Source organism: Phenylobacterium sp., assembly GCF_013822795.1.
GTDB lineage: Bacteria > Pseudomonadota > Alphaproteobacteria > Caulobacterales > Caulobacteraceae > Phenylobacterium.
On record NZ_PNLB01000010.1, the window covers coordinates 1 to 16032 of the forward strand.

Here is a 16032-nt window from a genome sequence, read left to right on the forward strand (position 1 = left end):
TTCAAGGAAGAGGACCTGCGCTACGAGCGCGTGGTGATCATGACGGACGCCGACGTCGACGGCGCCCACATCGCATCGCTGCTGATCACCTTCTTCTACCGGACCATGCCGGACCTGATCCGTGCGGGGCGCCTCTATCTGGCTCTGCCGCCGCTCTATCGGATGAGCCACGGGGGCAAGACCATCTACGCCCGAGACGACGCCCACCGCGAAGAGTTGCTGGCGACCGAGTACAAGGGCAAGAAGCCCGAGATCGGCCGCTTCAAAGGCCTCGGCGAGATGATGCCTGGTCAGCTCAAGGAGACCACCATGGATCCGGCCACACGGACCATGGCCCGTGTCACCCTGCCTCGCGCCGAAGAGACGGTCGAAGACCTGGTCGAGGCGCTGATGGGCCGCAAGCCCGAGTTGCGCTTCCGCTTCATCCAGGAAAACGCCGAGTTCGCCGCCGACGATCTCGACGTCTAGGCGGGATCGGCGCGTCCAAGTCGGCCCTTCCGCCGCGTTCCGGCGAGTTGGGAGCGGCGGCGTGACTGCTGTGCAAAGCGCTCCGGCCAGGCCGCGACGCGTCGGGCCCAGAGCACGACATGCGAGAAGCTTCGACCTCCCCTTGAACTGCAAGGGGCAGAACGCGTTTGACTTGACGCTATGTCTCCGTATCTTCCGCGTCGCGCGACGATCGCCGTCTGCGCCGCCGCGGTTCGCTAGCTCGTCTTCGGGCGAGCCCCCCGCCCCCATTGCTGCTGAATGACCGAATTTTCCGAACTGGGCCTGTCGCCCGCGACGCTCCAGGCTGTTGCCGACACCGGCTACACGACCGCTACTCCGATCCAGGCGCAGGCCATTCCTGTGGCCCTTCAGGGTCGCGACGTCCTCGGCATCGCTCAGACCGGCACCGGCAAGACCGCGGCCTTCACGCTGCCGATGATTGATCGGCTGGCCGCCGGCCGGTCCAAGGCGCGGATGCCGCGCTCGTTGGTCATCGCCCCCACGCGCGAACTGGCCGATCAGGTCGCCGCCTCGTTCGAGAAGTACGCCAAGGGCCAGAAGCGCACCTTGTCGTGGGCGCTGCTCATCGGCGGCGTTTCGTTCGGCGACCAGGAACTGAAGCTCGATCGTGGCGTGGACGTGCTGATCGCCACGCCGGGCCGCCTGCTCGACCACTTCGAACGCGGCAAGCTGCTGCTCACCGGCGTCCAGATCATGGTCGTCGACGAAGCCGACCGCATGCTCGACATGGGCTTCATCCCGGACATCGAGCGCATCTTCAAGCTGACCCCGGCCAAGAAGCAGACGCTGTTCTTCTCGGCGACCATGCCGCCGGAGATCACCCGGCTGACCAAGCAGTTCCTCAACGATCCGCTGCGGATCGAAGTGGCGCGCCCGGCGACGACGGCCGAGACCATCTCGCAGCACATGATCAAGCTGCCGACCTCCGACCCGAAGGCCAAGCGCACCGCTCTGCGCATGCTGATCGAGCGCGCCAAGGTCGATACCGGCATCGTGTTCTGCAACCGCAAATCCGAAGTCGATATCGTCGCCAAGTCGCTGAAGAAGCACGGCTTCGACGCTGGCGCCATCCACGGTGACCTCGACCAGGCGACGCGCATGCGCACCCTGGAGTCGTTCCGTAAGGGTGAACTGAAACTGCTCTGCGCCTCCGACGTAGCCGCCCGCGGCCTGGATATTCCGGCCGTCGGCCACGTCTTCAACTACGACGTCCCGCACCACGCCGACGACTACGTCCATCGTATCGGGCGGACCGGCCGCGCCGGCCGGACCGGCGAGGCGTACATGATCGTCACGCCCGCCGACGCCAAGAACATCGACAAGGTGCTCAAGCTCATCGGCAAGACCCCTGAAGAGGTCGTGCTAGAGGGCGTCGACTTCGCCGCCATCAAGGACGAACGCCGCGCCAGCGGCAGCGGCCGCGAACGTGGCGGCTCGCGCGAACGCGGCGGCCGGAGCGAGCGCGGTTCCCGCGAACGCTCGCGCCCGATTGCGCCGCACGGCGAAGTCGCCTCGATGGAACCGGTCGTCGCCGCGCCTGCCAGCGAAGAAGGCCAGGCCGAGGCCCCCAAGCGCCGCAGCCGCGCACGTCCCGAACCCGCCGCCAAGGCCCAGCCGCCGAAGGCCGCTCCGCCCGCCCCGGCCCCCGTCGCCGCTGCGCCGGAACCCGCGCGTCGCGAGCGTTCCCGCCGCGACAACCGCGACGGCCGCGACGGCCGCGACCACCGAGACAACCGAGAAGACCGCGACAACGTCGTCGGCTTCGGATCGGACATCCCAGCATTCCTCCTGCGGGCCCCGCCGCGCAGTTCGACTACGGAATAGCTGAAAAGCCGAGTTTTTAACGGCTCGTTGGAATCTCGCTGGTAGTCTTCACCTCGGATACGAGCCGCTGCGGAAAAATCGCGGCGGTATCGGGGATTCGGGGAAGACAGAATGTCGGGCGACATCGAAACCAAGCTGCGGGGTCCGGGCGCATATGCTCTGGCCAGGCAGACCATGGACGCCATGGAGGCGCACAAGGTCTGGCCGACAGCGGTCAACTTCGAGCTCTGGACACACTTCATCGCCGCCCCTGACAGCGCCCTGGGCCGCGAAATCGCCCGGATGCTCTCCACTGGCGAAGCGTTCACCGACACCGTCGCCGACGAACTCGCCGCCACTTATCTCCCGAAGGCGCGCCTCAACGATCAGATCCGCGACGCCGGCGACGCCCTGACCAAGGAACTCGACGCGGTCAGCCGCGCCATCGAGACGGCGCAGAAGTCCAGCGAGGCCTATGGCGAGACCCTGGCCGACGCCTCCAAATCCCTCACCGCCGCCGGCAGCGCCCTTGACCTCAAGGCGACCGTCGAGACGCTGGTGAGCGCCACCAAGCGCGTTCAGCGCGAGAACAAGTCGCTTGAGCGCCGCCTCAGCGAATCCACCGACCAGGTCTCCAAGCTGCGCGATCACCTCGAGCAGGTCCGCCGCGAGGCGACGACCGACGGCCTGACCAACCTGGCCAACCGCAAGGCTTTCGACGAGGAGCTTGAGCGCGCCTGCTCCGACGCCGAGGAACAGGGACAAAGCCTGACCCTCGCGGTCATCGACATCGACCACTTCAAGTCGTTCAACGACACCTGGGGTCACCAAACCGGCGATCAGGTCATCCGCTATGTGGCCAGCGTCATCGGCCGCGTCGGCGCCCCGCCGCGCTTCGCCGCCCGCTACGGCGGCGAGGAATTCGCCCTGATCTTCCCGCGCGAACGCGCCGAACTGGCCGCGATCGTCCTGGAAGAGATCCGCGAGGAGGTCTCCTCCCGGATGCTGAAGCGCCGCTCGACTAATGACGATCTCGGGGCGATCACCGTCTCCGCCGGTCTGGCCGAGCTGCGGGCCGGCGAGAGCGCCCATGGCCTGATGGAGCGCGCCGACAGCGCCCTCTACGTCTCCAAGCGCTCGGGCCGCAACCGTGTGACCAGCGCCGAGGCGGTGTCCGCGGCGGCCTGAGCCGCGGTCGATGTTTTTCCCCTAGCCTGACGCGGCGACATCCCTCTTTAAGTTCCGTCAGGACCTTGAGGGAGGACGCCATGGCCTATTCGAAGATCAAAACTTCGGTCGCGGACGGGATCGGCGTCATCACGCTGGCGGACCCTGGCACGCTCAACGCCGCGGGCCTCGACCTCATGGACGAACTGCAGCAGGCCTTCGACGGCATGAAGGCCGACGCCTCCGTCCGCTGCGTGGTGCTGACCGGCGAAGGCCGCGGCTTCTGCTCGGGCGCCAACCTCTCCGGCCGCGGCGGGGCCGCCCCCGCCAACCCCGATCCGGAGGGACCAGACGCCGGCGCGGCGCTGGAAAGCGTCTACAATCCCTTCGTGAAGTCGCTCCGCGAATACCCCCTGCCGATCGTCACCGCGGTGAACGGCGTGGCTGCAGGCGTCGGCTGCTCGCTGGCGCTGATGGGCGACATCATCGTCTGCGCCGAGAGCGCCTACTTCCTGCAGGCGTTCCGCCGCATCGGCCTGGTCCCCGACGGCGGCTCGACCTACCTGCTGCCGCGCCTGATCGGCAAGGCGCGCGCCATGGAGATGGCGTTGATGGGCGAGAAGGTGCCCGCCAAAACCGCCGTGGAATGGGGTCTGGCCAACCGCGTCGTGCCTGACGACCAGTTGATGGCCACGGCCATGGAGTTCGCCCAGAACCTCGCCACGGGACCGAAGGCCCTCGGCGCCATCCGCAAGCTGATGTGGGAGAGCCTGGACGCCGAATGGGCTGATCAGCTCCACGCCGAGCGCGTCGCACAAAAGCACGCGGGCCGGACCGAGGACAACCGCGAGGGCATCCTGGCCTTCCTTCAGAAGCGCCCGGCCCTGTTCAAGGGGCGCTGACGGCGCTGCGGGCTTCCCGCCGACGCGACAGCGACTCCGAGGCCGCCACCGCGACCAGCAGGGTCGATGTCGCCACGCTGAGGAGCGCGGGCGTCAGGCCGGTCGCCAAGGGGGCCAACACCGCCAGACCGATCAACCCGGCCAGATGCGATCGGGGGAACCGCTGCGTCGTGACCCGCCGAAACAGCAGGTCGCCGAACAGATAGAGCGCCGGGCCCGCCAGCAGCACCACGGCGCTCTTCACGTCCACATGTCCGTCCGGGTGGGCCAGAGCCAGTTCGTCGCCCACCGCGCTCACCACGACGCCGGCGATCAGCGGCAGATGGATGTAGGTGTAGGCCAGCCGAGCGATCCGCCCCGGATCGTCCGACCTCGCGAAATGTGTGCTGGCCCGTTCGGCGGCGGCGTCGAAATAGATCCACCACATCGCCACGCTGGCGACGAACGAGGCCCCGAACGCGGTCACCACGCCGACGCTCATCGGCAACTCGGCGAAGGTGGCGCCGGTCACCAGCAGGGTTTCGCCCAGGGCGATGATTACGAACAGCGCGCAGCGTTCGGCCATGTGCGCGCCCTCGACGTCCCAGTCAGCCGTCGTCGAGCGCCCGAGGCCGGGCGTCCAAAAGCCCAGCGACGGCGACGAAAACTCGATCGCCACCGCCACGCCCCACAACGCCAGGCGCATGGCTCCCTCGGAAAGTCCGCCCGCGATCCAGAACGCACCCGAGACAGTCAGCCAGGCGGTGATGCGCAGAAAGTTGCGATAATTCCGCTCATTGTGCCGCCTCAGGGCCCACAGCATGAACAGCGAGCGCCCCACCTGCATGGCGACGAAGGCGCAGGCAAAGAGCATCCCCTTGTCCTCGAACGCCTCCGGCAGCGACGTCGTCATCAGCAGGCCGGCGAGCATCAGAGCCAGCATCAGCAGCCGCACGACCGGCTGCTCCGGGTCCATCCAGTTGGTGATCCAGCAGGTGAAGATCCACACCCACCATACCGCCAGGAACAGCAGGCCGGTCTCCAGCGCCCCCATCGGGGTCAGATGCTTGAGCAGCGAGTGCGACAGCTGGGTGATCGCGAACACGAACACCAGGTCGAAGAACAGCTCGATGAAAGTGACCCGGTGATGCTCGTGCTCGTGTCGAGTCCGCTGGAGATCCTTCGTCGCGCCGAACATGGTCCCGCCCTCTCTGCAAGCCCGACCATCTAGGCATGAGACACACCGTGGCGCTATCGCCTTGCCACCACGTTCTTACGCTGTAAATGTAACTTCTATGCTCACGGTCCATCACCTGAACAATTCCCGCTCGCAACGCGTGCTCTGGCTGCTGGAGGAGTTGGGCGTCCCCTACGAGATCAAGCCCTATCAGCGCGACGCCGCGACCATGCTGGCGCCGCCTGAACTGCGGGCCGTCCACCCGCTGGGCAAGTCGCCTGTGGTCACCGAGGGCGACCTGACGGTCGCCGAGACGGGAGCCATCGTCGAATGGATCATCGAGCGTCATGGCCAAGGCCGTCTCGCCCCCGCGCCGGGATCGCCTGAACGCCTGCGCTGGACCTACTGGCTCCACTATGCCGAGGGCTCGGCCATGCCGCCGCTGCTGCTGAAACTCGTGTTCGGTCGGCTGCCCGCCGGCGCCCCGTTCTTCCTGCGGGGCCTGGTCGGCTCGATCGCCGCCCGCGCCCAATCCAGCTTCGTCGACCCCAACCTGAAGACGCACTTCGACTATTGGGAATCCGAACTGGGCAAGTCGGAGTGGTTCGCCGGCCCTGAGTTCACCGCCGCCGATGTGATGATGAGCTTCCCAGTCGAGGCGGCCGCCGATCGCGCCGGCGCCCTGACCGGACGCCCTCGCCTCGCCGCCTTCCTGCAGAAGATCCACGCGCGCCCGGCCTATCGCCGCGCCCTCGAGCGCGGCGGGCCCTACGCCTACGCGACCTAGGCGTCGGCGGGCTTGGCCGGCTCGATGGTGACGCTCTCGCCGCAGCCGCAGGCGTCGGTCTCGTTCGGATTGCGGAACTGGAACTTGGCCGAGAGCTTGGTGGTCACGTAGTCGATCTCGGTGCCGACCAGGAACAGCACGGCCTTCGGCTCGATCAGAATCGTGACGCCCTTGTCCTCGACCACCTCGTCCAGCGGGTTGGCCGCTTCGGCGTACTCCAGGACGTATTCCTGACCAGCGCAGCCGCTGTTCTTCACACCGACCCGCAGGCCGGCATACGGCTTCTCAGCCTTGGCCATGATGGCGCGCACGCGCTCGGCGGCCGCATCCGTCAGGGTGACGACCTTGGGCCGGGGGCGGCGCGCGCGAGGCGCAGGGGTCAGGTTCAGATCGCTCATGCTCCCCTCCATATGGGGTCAGAACATGTTGAGTTGAAGCTTGGCCTCGTCGGACATCCGCGAGGAGTCCCACGGCGGATCGAAGACCAGCTCGACGGTCACGTTGCGGATGCCAGGGATCTCGCGCACCGCGTCCTGCACCCAGCCTGGCATTTCGCCGGCCACCGGGCATCCCGGCGCGGTCAGCGTCATGTCGATCGCCACGTCCTTGTCGTCGGAGACGTCGACCTTGTAGATCAGGCCCAGCTCGTAGATGTCGACCGGGATTTCCGGGTCGTACACCGTCTTCAGCTTCTCGATCAGCTGATCAGTCAGGGCGTCCAGCTCGGCTTGCGAAAGCGGCGTGGTCGCGGTCGGCTCGATGGAGGCGGCGTCGTCCATGTTCAAACTCAAGCGAAAAAGGCCTGGGTGCGGGTCAGCGCGTCGACGAATGCGTCGGCCTCCCCTTCCGTATTATATAGGGCGAAGGAAGCTCTGGCGCTCGCAGTCAAGCAGAAACGCCGCATCAAGGGTTCGGCGCAGTGGGTTCCGGCCCGCACGGCGACGCCATAGCGGTCGAGGATCTGAGCCACGTCATGGGCGTGCGCGCCGTCGACCGTAAAGGCCATGATCGCGCCCTTGCCCGGCGCCTCGCCGATCACGCGCAGCCAGTTGTAGCCCTTCAAGCCCTCGCGGACGCGGGCATAGAGCCTGGCCTCGTGCTCGGCGGCGGCTTTGCGGTCGAGGGTGTTCAGCCACTCGATCGCCGCGCCAAGCCCGATCGCCTCGATGATCGGCGGCGTGCCGGCTTCGAACCGGTGCGGCGGGTCGGCATAGGTGATCGCCTCCAGCCGCACTTCGCCGATCATCTCGCCGCCGCCCTGGTAAGGCGGCAGCTCAGCCAGCGCCTCTTGTTTTCCGTAGAGCACGCCGATCCCGGTCGGGCCGTAGAGCTTGTGGCTGGAGAACACGTAGTAGTCGACGTCCAGCGCCTTCACGTCGATGTCCAAGTGGACCACGCCCTGGCAGCCGTCGACCAGCACCTTGGCGCCGGCCGCATGCGCCATGCGCGCGATCTCGGCGACCGGATTGATCGTACCCAGCACGTTCGACATCTGGGTCAGAGCCACGACCTTGGTCCGGTCGGTCAGCAGATCGGGGATCGCCGCCAGGTCCAGCGATCCGTCGTCCAGCACCGGCACGAACTTCAGCACCACGCCCTTGCGCTCACGCAGGAAATGCCACGGCACGATGTTGGCGTGATGCTCCATCACCGTCAGGAGGATTTCGTCCCCCTCGACCAGGCTCGCGCCCAGGCCGGAGGCCACCAGGTTGATCGCCTCGGTGCCGCCCTTGGTGAAGACGATCTCGTGCTCGCCGGCGTTAATGAACTTCGCCACCGACTTCCGGGCCGCCTCGTAGGCGTCCGTCGTTTCGTTGGCCAGGGTGTGCAGGCCGCGGTGGACGTTGGAGTACGAGCCCTCCATCACAGCAGTCATGGCGTCGATCACCGCCCGCGGCTTCTGGGCCGAGGCCGCGCTATCCAGATAGACCAGCGGCTTGCCGTTCACCTGGCGGCTTAGGATCGGGAACTGCGCCCGCACCGCTTCGACATCGAAGGCCATGCTCAGACCTCCAGCCGCTGGGCGGCCCAGGCCTGCGCGGCCTCGCGCACGGCGTCGTGCTCGATGCGCTCGATCACCTCGCCCACGAACGCCGCGGTCAGCAGCGCCCGCGCCAGGTCTTCCGGCATGCCCCGCTGTTCGGCATAGAACAGCGCGTCCTCATCGAGCGCGCCGACCGTATTGCCGTGCGCGCACTGCACGTCGTCGGCGAAGATCAGCAGCTCGGGCTTGGCGTCGATCTCGGCCTTGTCCGACAAGATCAGCGCGTGATGGCCCATGCGCGCGTCAGTGCGGTCGGCGCCCTCCGCCACGACGATGCGGCCCTGGAACACGCCGCGCGACTGGTCGCGCACCACGCCCTTGGTCAGCTGCGTGGTGGTCCCGTCGACGCCCTGATGCTCGACTACGGTCGTCAGGTCGGCGTTGTGCTGGCCTTCGAGCAGATAGGCGCCGTCCAGCCGAACCTGCGCGTGCGCGCCGGGATGGTTGACCCGTGTCTCGATCCGCTGGCGGCGCGCGCCATGGGTCAGCACAGTCTGGGCATAGGCGGCGTCCGCAGCCAACTCGACGCTGGCGTCCACCACCGACACGCCTTCGGCGTGATCGGCCGCGAAGACGATGCGCTCGACCTTCGCGCCCTTGGCCAGTCGAATGTTGACCGCAGTGTTGGCGAGATAGCCGCCGGCCGCGCTCTCATAGCTCTCGACCAGGGTCAACTTGGCGCCCTCGCCCACCGTCACCCAGAGCTCGGCGTTATGCGCACCGGCCTCGGCCGTGGACAGGAAACGCCACGCGACGAACTTCTCTTCACCGGCAGCGACCTCCAGGTCGCTGGAGCCGCGCCCATTGACCACGCCGACCACGATGTCGGGCTGGCCCGCGAGCGGGCTTTCCCATGCCCAGGCGCGCCCCTCGGGCGAGGCGGCTGGGATCTGGCGGATCAGGCCGCGCAGATCGGTCCAGCGCCAATCCTCGTCGCGCTTGCCAGGCAGCAGGCTGGCGTCGCCGGAGGTGATGGCCTCAGCGATGTTCACGCGGCCCTCGCATACTTGTCGTAGCCTTCGCGCTCGAGCTCGAGCGCCAGCTCCGGCCCGCCGGATTCCACGATCCGCCCAGCCGACAGCACGTGCACGCGGTCGGGTTTGATGTAGTCGAGCAGCCGCTGGTAGTGGGTGATCACCAGCATGCCGCGGTCGGGCGAACGCATGGCGTTGACCCCGTCCGAGACGATCTTCAGCGCGTCGATGTCGAGGCCGGAATCGGTCTCGTCCAGGATCAGGAAACGCGGCGAAAGCATCGCCATTTGAAAGATTTCCATGCGCTTCTTCTCACCGCCCGAGAAGCCGACATTGAGCGCGCGCTTGAGCATGTCGAAGTCGATCTTCAGCGACGCGGCGGTCGCCTTGGCCAGCTTCAGGAACTCGGGCGCGCTCACTTCCGGCTCGCCGCGCGCCTTGCGCTGAGCGTTCATCGCGGTGCGGATGAAGGTCAGCGCCGGCACGCCCGGGATCTCCAGCGGATACTGGAACGACAGGAACATGCCCTTGGCCGCGCGCTCGGCTGGGTCCAGGCTTAGCAGATCCTCGCCGTTCAGGGTCGCGGTTCCGCCGGTGACGTCATAGCCGTCGCGGCCGGTCAGCACATAGGACAGCGTCGACTTGCCGGCGCCGTTCGGCCCCATGATCGCGTGCACCTCGCCGGCCGGAACCTCCAGCGACAGGCCCTTCAGGATCTCGTTGCCGTCGACTTCGGCGCGCAGATTGGAAATCGAAAGCATCAGTCGGTCTCGTCGGCCAGGAACTGGGCCATCACATCAAGGGCTTCGCCGGGGGTGTTCACAAACTGCTGCTTGCGGGGCGCGGCGGTGGAGGTCGTCGCCGTGCGCTTGTCGGCCGAGCGCACATTGATGCTCCCGGATTCGAAGTACGCATCGATCAGGAAATCATCGTGGTTCAGCGTGACCGTGTAGCGACGCAGGCCGAGCACCAAGCCCTTCTCGCGCAGGAAGCTCTCGTCTTCGGCGAGGGCGTCGTACAGCTGCTGCGCGCGCGCCAGGTCCTCTTCCTGCTGCTTGCGCTCGGCCTCCTCGCGGGCATGGCGGACCGCATCGCGGCGGGCGTGCTCGGCGTCGAAGGCGCGGCGAAGGGACATGGAGCGGGTCTCTGCTGGGTTATTCATTGAACGACGCCTGAAACAGCCGAAGCGCCGAGCGCACGCTCAATCGCCGCGCCCTGCATTTTCAGCTCCTCCCTTAGTGCGTCGCGCGCGAAGGGATCATCTTTGAATTGATGGAACAGGGCCCAGACAAAGCCGGACACCGAGACCTTGACGGCGGCTTCCCTGAAATAGGGATCTCGCGCCAATCCATCGACCTTGGCCGCATATGCTTCCGCATCTGCCTGCAGTTCAACGCTGAGCTTGTCGAGAGGCGTCTCGGGATAGGTCATCCGACGGAGCCCTCAAGGGAGATGGCGACGAGCTTCTGGGCTTCCACGGCGAATTCCATGGGCAGCTCCTGCAGCACGTCCTTGACGAAGCCGTTGACCAGCAGCTGGACGGCTTCTTCCTGCGAAAGGCCGCGCTGCATGGCGTAGAACAGCTGGTCTTCGGAAAGCTTGGTGGTCGTGGCCTCGTGCTCGAACACGCTGCTGCCGTTGCGCGCCTCGACATAGGGCACGGTGTGGGCGGCGCAGGTCTTGCCGATCAGCAGGCTGTCGCACTGGGTGAAATTGCGCGCGCCCTTGGCCTTCGGGTGAGCCGAGACCAAGCCGCGATAGGTGTTCGAGGACTTCCCGGCGCTGATGCCCTTGGAGATGATCCGCGAGCGCGAATTGGCGCCCAGATGGATCATCTTGGTGCCGGTGTCGGCCTGCTGGCGTCCGTTGGTGATGGCGATCGAATAGAACTCGCCGACGCTGGCCTCGCCGCGCAGCACGCAGGACGGATACTTCCAGGTGATCGCCGAGCCGGTTTCGACCTGGGTCCACGACACCTTCGAGCGGTCGCCGCGGCAGTCGGCGCGCTTGGTGACGAAGTTGTAGATGCCGCCCTTGCCGGTCTCCGGATCGCCCGGGTACCAGTTCTGGACGGTCGAGTACTTGATTTCGGCGTCGTCCAGCACGACCAGCTCGACCACTGCGGCGTGCAGCTGGTTCTCGTCGCGCATCGGGGCGGTGCAGCCCTCCAGGTACGAGACATAGGCGCCGGCGTCGGCGATGATCAGGGTGCGCTCGAACTGCCCGCTGTTCTCCGCATTGATGCGGAAATAGGTCGACAGCTCCATCGGGCAGCGCACGCCTGGCGGCACATAGACGAAGCTGCCGTCCGAGAAGACCGCAGCGTTCAGGCAGGCGTAGTAGTTGTCGGAGACCGGCACCACCGAGCCCAGGTACTTCTGGACCAGCTCCGGATGCTCGCGGATCGCCTCGCTCATCGAGCAGAAGATCACCCCGGCCTCGGCCAGCTCCTTCTTGAAGGTGGTCACCACCGAGACGCTGTCGAACACGGCGTCGACGGCGTAGCGCGGCGCGCCCTGCACGCCGGCCAGCACTTCCTGCTCGCGCAGCGGGATACCCAGCTTCTCGTAAGTCGCCAGGATGTCGGGATCGACCTCGTCCAGGCTCATCGGCCCGTCCTTGCCCTTCGGCGCGGCGTAGTAATAGGCGTCCTGATAGTCGATCGGCGGGAAGTCGACCTTGGCCCAGGTCGGCTCGTCCATGGCCAGCCAACGCTCGAACGCATCCAGCCGCCATTGCAGCATCCACTCGGGCTCGTCCTTCTTGGCCGAGATGAAGCGCACGATGTCGGCCGACAGCCCCTTGGGCGCGAACTCCTGGTCGATCTCCGTGACGAAGCCGTGCTTGTACTTTTCGAGGCTTTCGACGTGTTCGACGGTCTGCTTGACGGCGGCCATACTCTTACCTCCTCACGCCGCCGGCGCGCGGCGACGCGCGGCGTGACGGGACTGAACTTGCTCCCAGGCGGTCGCGAACGCCGCCCAGTCTTCTTCCGTGGTGGCCCAGCCGCCCGAGACGCGGATCGCGCACCCGGCCAGGTCGGTCAGGCCCATCGCGGTCAGCACATGGCTGGCCTTCACCTTGCCCGACGAACAGGCCGAACCGGCGCTGACCATGATCCCAGCCAGATCCAGGGCCATCACCTGCAGCTCCGCGCCCCACTCCGGCGTGGCCACGCACAGCGTGTTGGGCAGCCGCGGCGCAGTCTCGCCGATCACGACCGCCCCTGCAGCCGTCAGGCGCGCGGCTGCGGCGTCACGCCACCCCGCATCGATCTCGCGATCGCGCAACGCGGCCAGCGCCGCCGCGCCGAAACCGGCGATCCCGGCGACGTTCTCGGTCCCGGCCCGGCGTCCGCGCTCCTGCCCGCCACCATGCTGGCGACGCACCAGGGTCGCGCGCGGGCCGAACGTCAGGGCGCCGACGCCCTGTGGTCCGCCTAGCTTGTGCGCCGAGACGACCAGTGTCTCCGCGCCCAAGGCGCGGCTGTCGGTGATGATCTTGCCGGCGGTCTGGATGGCGTCGACATGCAGCCACCCCTCGGCGGCGCGCACGATCTCGGAGGCTTCGCGGATCGGCTGGACGACGCCGGTCTCGTTGTTGGCGTGCATCAGCGCCACGAACGGCCGCCCGTCGCCGGCGTCCCAGCGCGCCAGCCGCTCGGCCAGCCAGGCCAGGTCGGCGACGCCGTCCGCCGTCACGGGCAAGAACTCCACCGCCGCCCCGCTCATCTTGGCGGTCTCCAGCACGCTGTCATGCTCGATGGCGCTGATGATCAGGCGCTTGGAGCCGGTCGCCACGGCGCTGTCGATGGCCAAGGCGTTGGCCTCGGTCCCGCCCGAAGTGAACACTACGGTCGAGGCCGGACCACCGATCAGGGCCGCGACGGCGTTCCTGGCGTCCTCGACGATCGCGCGCGCGGCGCGTCCGCCGGTGTGCACTGACGATGGATTGCCGCCGATCGTAAAGGCGCGCGCCACCGCTTCGGCGGCCTGCGGCCGCACCGGCGCGGTGGCGTTGTAATCCAGATAGATCCCGCTCATGCAGCCGCCTCGTGGGGCGCAAAGCGGCCGTTCACCAGGTCGGCGAGGCTGACCGAGGCCAGATAGCTGTGCAGATGCCGGCCCATGTCCTCCCAGAGGTCATGGGTGATGCAACGCTCGCCCTTCAGCATGCAGCCCTTGCCCTGCATGCCGCAGCGGGTGGCCCGCAGCGGCTCGTCGACGGCCAGGACGATGTCGGCGATGTTGGTCTCTTCGGCGGTCTTCGCGAGGCGATAGCCGCCGCCCGGACCGCGCAGGCTCTTGACCAGGCCGCGACGGCGCAGGCGCGCGAAAAGTTGTTCCAGGTACGAGAGCGAAATCTGTTGCCGAGCGGCGATTTCGGCCAGGGTCACGGCGCGATCGCCTTCCGCCAACGCGGCCTGGCGGCGCGCGAGGTCGGCCATGGCCATCACCGCATAACGTCCCTTGGTCGAAAGGCGCATATCGCTCCTTGAAGCTCTCAGCAGCCCGATTGCTTTTTTTCGAGCGTTTGCCGGGTCCCATATGTTACAGGCCCCCGCTTGCACGGGGCTTGTCGCCGGAACCGGCCGACGGTCGCGACTTAGGAAGACCGAGCGCGTTAGTCAAGTATTCGGACGCCGCGCCTGACGAGAGGAATGGCATGCCAGAAGTGGTTCTGACCGGCGCGGCCGGGCGGATCGAGGGTCGCTACACCCAGGGCAAGAGCCCGACGTCGCCAATTGCGCTGATCCTGCACCCCCACCCCAAGGCTGGCGGGCAGATGAACCACCCTGTGGCGGTGCAGCTCTTCCACCTGTTCATGAAGCGCGGCTTCTCGACCCTGCGGTTCAATTTCCGCGGTGTCGGCCGCAGCCAGGGCGAGTTCGATTCGGGCATCGGCGAGCTGGCCGACGCAGCCACCGCGCTCGATTGGCTGCAGTCCACCAATCCCGCCGCCTCGCAATGCTGGGTGGCCGGCTACTCGTTCGGCGCCTGGATCGGCATGCAACTGCTGATGCGCCGGCCGGAGACCGACGGCTTTATCAGCGTCTCGCCGCCGACCAACATGTATGACTTCAGCTTCCTGGCGCCCTGCCCGGCCTCGGGCCTGATCCTGCACGGCGGCGCCGACACCGTCGTCCCGCCGGTGGAAGTCGAGCGCGTGGTCTCCAAGCTGCGCACCCAGAAGGGCATCGTCATCGACCACGAGGTCGTCGACGGGGCCAGCCACTTCTGGGCCGAGAACCTGCCCGACGTCGAAAAGCGCGTCGGCGCCTATCTCGATAAGCGCATCGAGGCCGACCCGATCTGATCGGGCGCCAGCACGAGAAGTTCAAAGGCCGAGGCTCACGCCTCGGCCTTTTCTTTTGTCTACTTCGCGGCCAGGTAATCCAGCGCCAGCAGCGCCTGGGCCCGCACGCCGGTCTCCATGGCCTTCTCGTCGACGTCGAAGAACGGCGAGTGGTTGCCGCCTTTCGGATTGCCGACGCCCAGGTGATAGAAGAAGCCTGGGATTTCCTTCTGGAAGTACGAGAAGTCCTCAGCCCCCATGATGTAGTCGATGTCGTCGGCGACCTTGCCCTGGGCGGCGCGCGTCAGGGTCGGCTTCATCTGCGCCGAGAGCGCACGGTTGTTGTCGGTCACCGGGTTGGGCTGACCCCAGTCGATCTTGCCGCTGGCGCCATAGCGCTCGGTGATCGAGGCCACGGCCTTGTCGGCCCGCGCCATGACGTCGGTGCGCATGCCCGGATCGAAGGTGCGCAGGGTCCCTGTCATGGCCATGTCTTCGGGGATGATGTTGTAGCGCAGGCCGCCCTGCAGGGTAGCGATGGTCAGCACCGTCGGGGTCTTGGAGACGTTGATCTGCCGCGAGGTGATCTGGTTGAAGGCGGTGACGATGTCGGCGGTCAGCGACGACATGTCGATGCCCTGCCACGGCATCGAGCCGTGCGCCTGCTTGCCCTTCAGATGGATCTCGAAGCGGTCCGAAGCGGCCATCATCGGACCCGGACGCCAGACCAGCATCCCGACGGGCCCCGGAAACGCGTGCAGCCCGAAGATCGCGTCGACCTTGGGGCTGGTCAGCACGCCTTCCTTGACCATCAGGGGCGCGCCGCCTTCCTCGCCCGGAGGCGGACCTTCCTCGGCCGGCTGGAAGATGAAGACCACCGTGCCTTCGATCTGGTCCTTCATGCCGGCCAGGATCTCGGCCGTGCCCATCAGGATCGCCACATGGCTGTCATGGCCGCAGGCGTGCATCACCGGCACGGGCTTGCCGAGATAGGTCCCCATGACCTTCGAGGCGAACGGCAGGCCGGTCTGCTCGGCCACCGGCAGGGCGTCCATATCGGCGCGCAAGGCGACCACCTTGCCGGGCTTGCCGCCCTTCAGGATGCCGACCACGCCGGTCTTGCCGACGCCGGTGCGCACCTCCAAGCCCAGCTTGCGCAGGTGATCGGCGACGATCTTGGCGGTGCGGACCTCGCTGTTGGACAGCTCCGGATGCTCGTGGAAATCCCGCCGCCAGGCGATCACCTTGGGCTGCAACGCCGCGGCCTGGGCGAACACCGCTGCATCATAAGGCTTGGCCGCCGGCGCTTCCTGAGCCGACGCAGTCCCCGTCATCGCCACTGCTGCGGCGACGCCCGCCAGCCAAACCCGTTTCGACATGTAAGCTCCTAAACT

The 16032-nt window shown here is 67.1% G+C and carries 18 protein-coding genes; 6 read left to right on the forward strand and 12 right to left on the reverse strand.

Features of this window, described 5'->3' with window-relative positions:
- From C0481_RS10360 to C0481_RS10375, 4 genes are all read left to right on the forward strand, one after another.
- A partial coding sequence (locus C0481_RS10360; RefSeq protein ID WP_293403339.1) for a toprim domain-containing protein occupies positions 1–468 on the forward strand: 468 nt, incomplete at its 5' end.
- 279 nt (positions 469–747) lie between these two features.
- Positions 748–2334, forward strand: coding sequence for a DEAD/DEAH box helicase (locus C0481_RS10365; protein WP_293403341.1), 1587 nt, complete (start codon positions 748–750; stop codon positions 2332–2334).
- 111 nt (positions 2335–2445) lie between these two features.
- Positions 2446–3501 carry a diguanylate cyclase gene (locus tag C0481_RS10370; protein ID WP_293403343.1) on the forward strand — a complete coding sequence of 352 codons (1056 nt, stop codon included), beginning with the start codon at positions 2446–2448 and terminating at the stop codon, positions 3499–3501.
- An 80-nt stretch (positions 3502–3581) separates the two neighbouring features.
- On the forward strand, positions 3582–4382 hold the full coding sequence (locus C0481_RS10375) for an enoyl-CoA hydratase/isomerase (protein WP_293403345.1): 801 nt from the start codon (positions 3582–3584) through the stop codon (positions 4380–4382).
- On the opposite strand, the gene C0481_RS10380 is transcribed toward C0481_RS10375, so the two are convergent.
- Entirely contained in the window at positions 4369–5559 is a 1191-nt protein-coding gene (locus C0481_RS10380; protein ID WP_293403348.1) for a low temperature requirement protein A, read from the reverse strand. The two genes, C0481_RS10375 and C0481_RS10380, sit on opposite strands and share 14 nt — an antisense overlap.
- Before the next feature lie 97 nt (positions 5560–5656).
- On the opposite strand from C0481_RS10380, the gene C0481_RS10385 reads away from it, so the two are divergent.
- Entirely contained in the window at positions 5657–6325 is a 669-nt protein-coding gene (locus C0481_RS10385; protein ID WP_293403350.1) for a glutathione S-transferase, read from the forward strand.
- Here the strand turns inward: C0481_RS10385 and C0481_RS10390 are convergent.
- From C0481_RS10390 to C0481_RS10435, 10 genes are read right to left on the reverse strand one after another with little or no spacing between them, the layout of a single operon-like run.
- Entirely contained in the window at positions 6322–6723 is a 402-nt protein-coding gene (locus tag C0481_RS10390; protein ID WP_293403352.1) for an iron-sulfur cluster assembly accessory protein, read from the reverse strand. The two genes, C0481_RS10385 and C0481_RS10390, sit on opposite strands and share 4 nt — an antisense overlap.
- Before the next feature lie 18 nt (positions 6724–6741).
- Positions 6742–7104, reverse strand: a complete 363-nt coding sequence (locus tag C0481_RS10395; RefSeq protein ID WP_293403354.1) for an SUF system Fe-S cluster assembly protein — start codon at positions 7102–7104, stop codon at positions 6742–6744.
- 8 nt (positions 7105–7112) lie between these two features.
- Complete coding sequence (locus C0481_RS10400) at positions 7113–8327, reverse strand: cysteine desulfurase (protein WP_293403356.1); 1215 nt, start codon at positions 8325–8327, stop codon at positions 7113–7115.
- Positions 8328–8329: 2 nt separating this feature from the next.
- Positions 8330–9361, reverse strand: a complete 1032-nt coding sequence (gene sufD, locus C0481_RS10405; RefSeq protein WP_293403358.1) for a Fe-S cluster assembly protein SufD — start codon at positions 9359–9361, stop codon at positions 8330–8332.
- On the reverse strand, positions 9358–10104 hold the full coding sequence (gene sufC / locus C0481_RS10410) for a Fe-S cluster assembly ATPase SufC (protein ID WP_293403360.1): 747 nt from the start codon (positions 10102–10104) through the stop codon (positions 9358–9360). The genes sufD and sufC overlap by 4 nt, the downstream gene beginning before the upstream one ends.
- Entirely contained in the window at positions 10104–10478 is a 375-nt protein-coding gene (locus tag C0481_RS10415) for a hypothetical protein (protein WP_293403362.1), read from the reverse strand. The genes sufC and C0481_RS10415 overlap by 1 nt, the downstream gene beginning before the upstream one ends.
- A gap of 23 nt (positions 10479–10501) precedes the next feature.
- On the reverse strand, positions 10502–10774 hold the full coding sequence (locus C0481_RS10420) for a hypothetical protein (protein WP_293403364.1): 273 nt from the start codon (positions 10772–10774) through the stop codon (positions 10502–10504).
- Positions 10771–12240: a Fe-S cluster assembly protein SufB gene (gene sufB, locus C0481_RS10425; RefSeq protein ID WP_293403366.1), complete on the reverse strand. Its 1470-nt coding sequence runs from the start codon at positions 12238–12240 to the stop codon at positions 10771–10773. The genes C0481_RS10420 and sufB overlap by 4 nt, the downstream gene beginning before the upstream one ends.
- 12 nt (positions 12241–12252) lie before the next feature.
- Complete coding sequence (locus C0481_RS10430) at positions 12253–13386, reverse strand: cysteine desulfurase family protein (protein ID WP_293403368.1); 1134 nt, start codon at positions 13384–13386, stop codon at positions 12253–12255.
- On the reverse strand, positions 13383–13829 hold the full coding sequence (locus tag C0481_RS10435) for an Rrf2 family transcriptional regulator (protein WP_293403370.1): 447 nt from the start codon (positions 13827–13829) through the stop codon (positions 13383–13385). The genes C0481_RS10430 and C0481_RS10435 overlap by 4 nt, the downstream gene beginning before the upstream one ends.
- A gap of 179 nt (positions 13830–14008) precedes the next feature.
- Between C0481_RS10435 and C0481_RS10440 the strand changes: the two genes are divergently transcribed.
- Positions 14009–14659 (forward strand): alpha/beta hydrolase, encoded by a 651-nt coding sequence (locus C0481_RS10440; protein ID WP_293403373.1) that lies wholly within the window; start codon positions 14009–14011, stop codon positions 14657–14659.
- Between the two features lie 59 nt (positions 14660–14718).
- On the opposite strand, the gene C0481_RS10445 is transcribed toward C0481_RS10440, so the two are convergent.
- On the reverse strand, positions 14719–16017 hold the full coding sequence (locus C0481_RS10445) for an amidohydrolase (protein WP_293403375.1): 1299 nt from the start codon (positions 16015–16017) through the stop codon (positions 14719–14721).
- Positions 16018–16032: the final 15 nt, after the last annotated feature.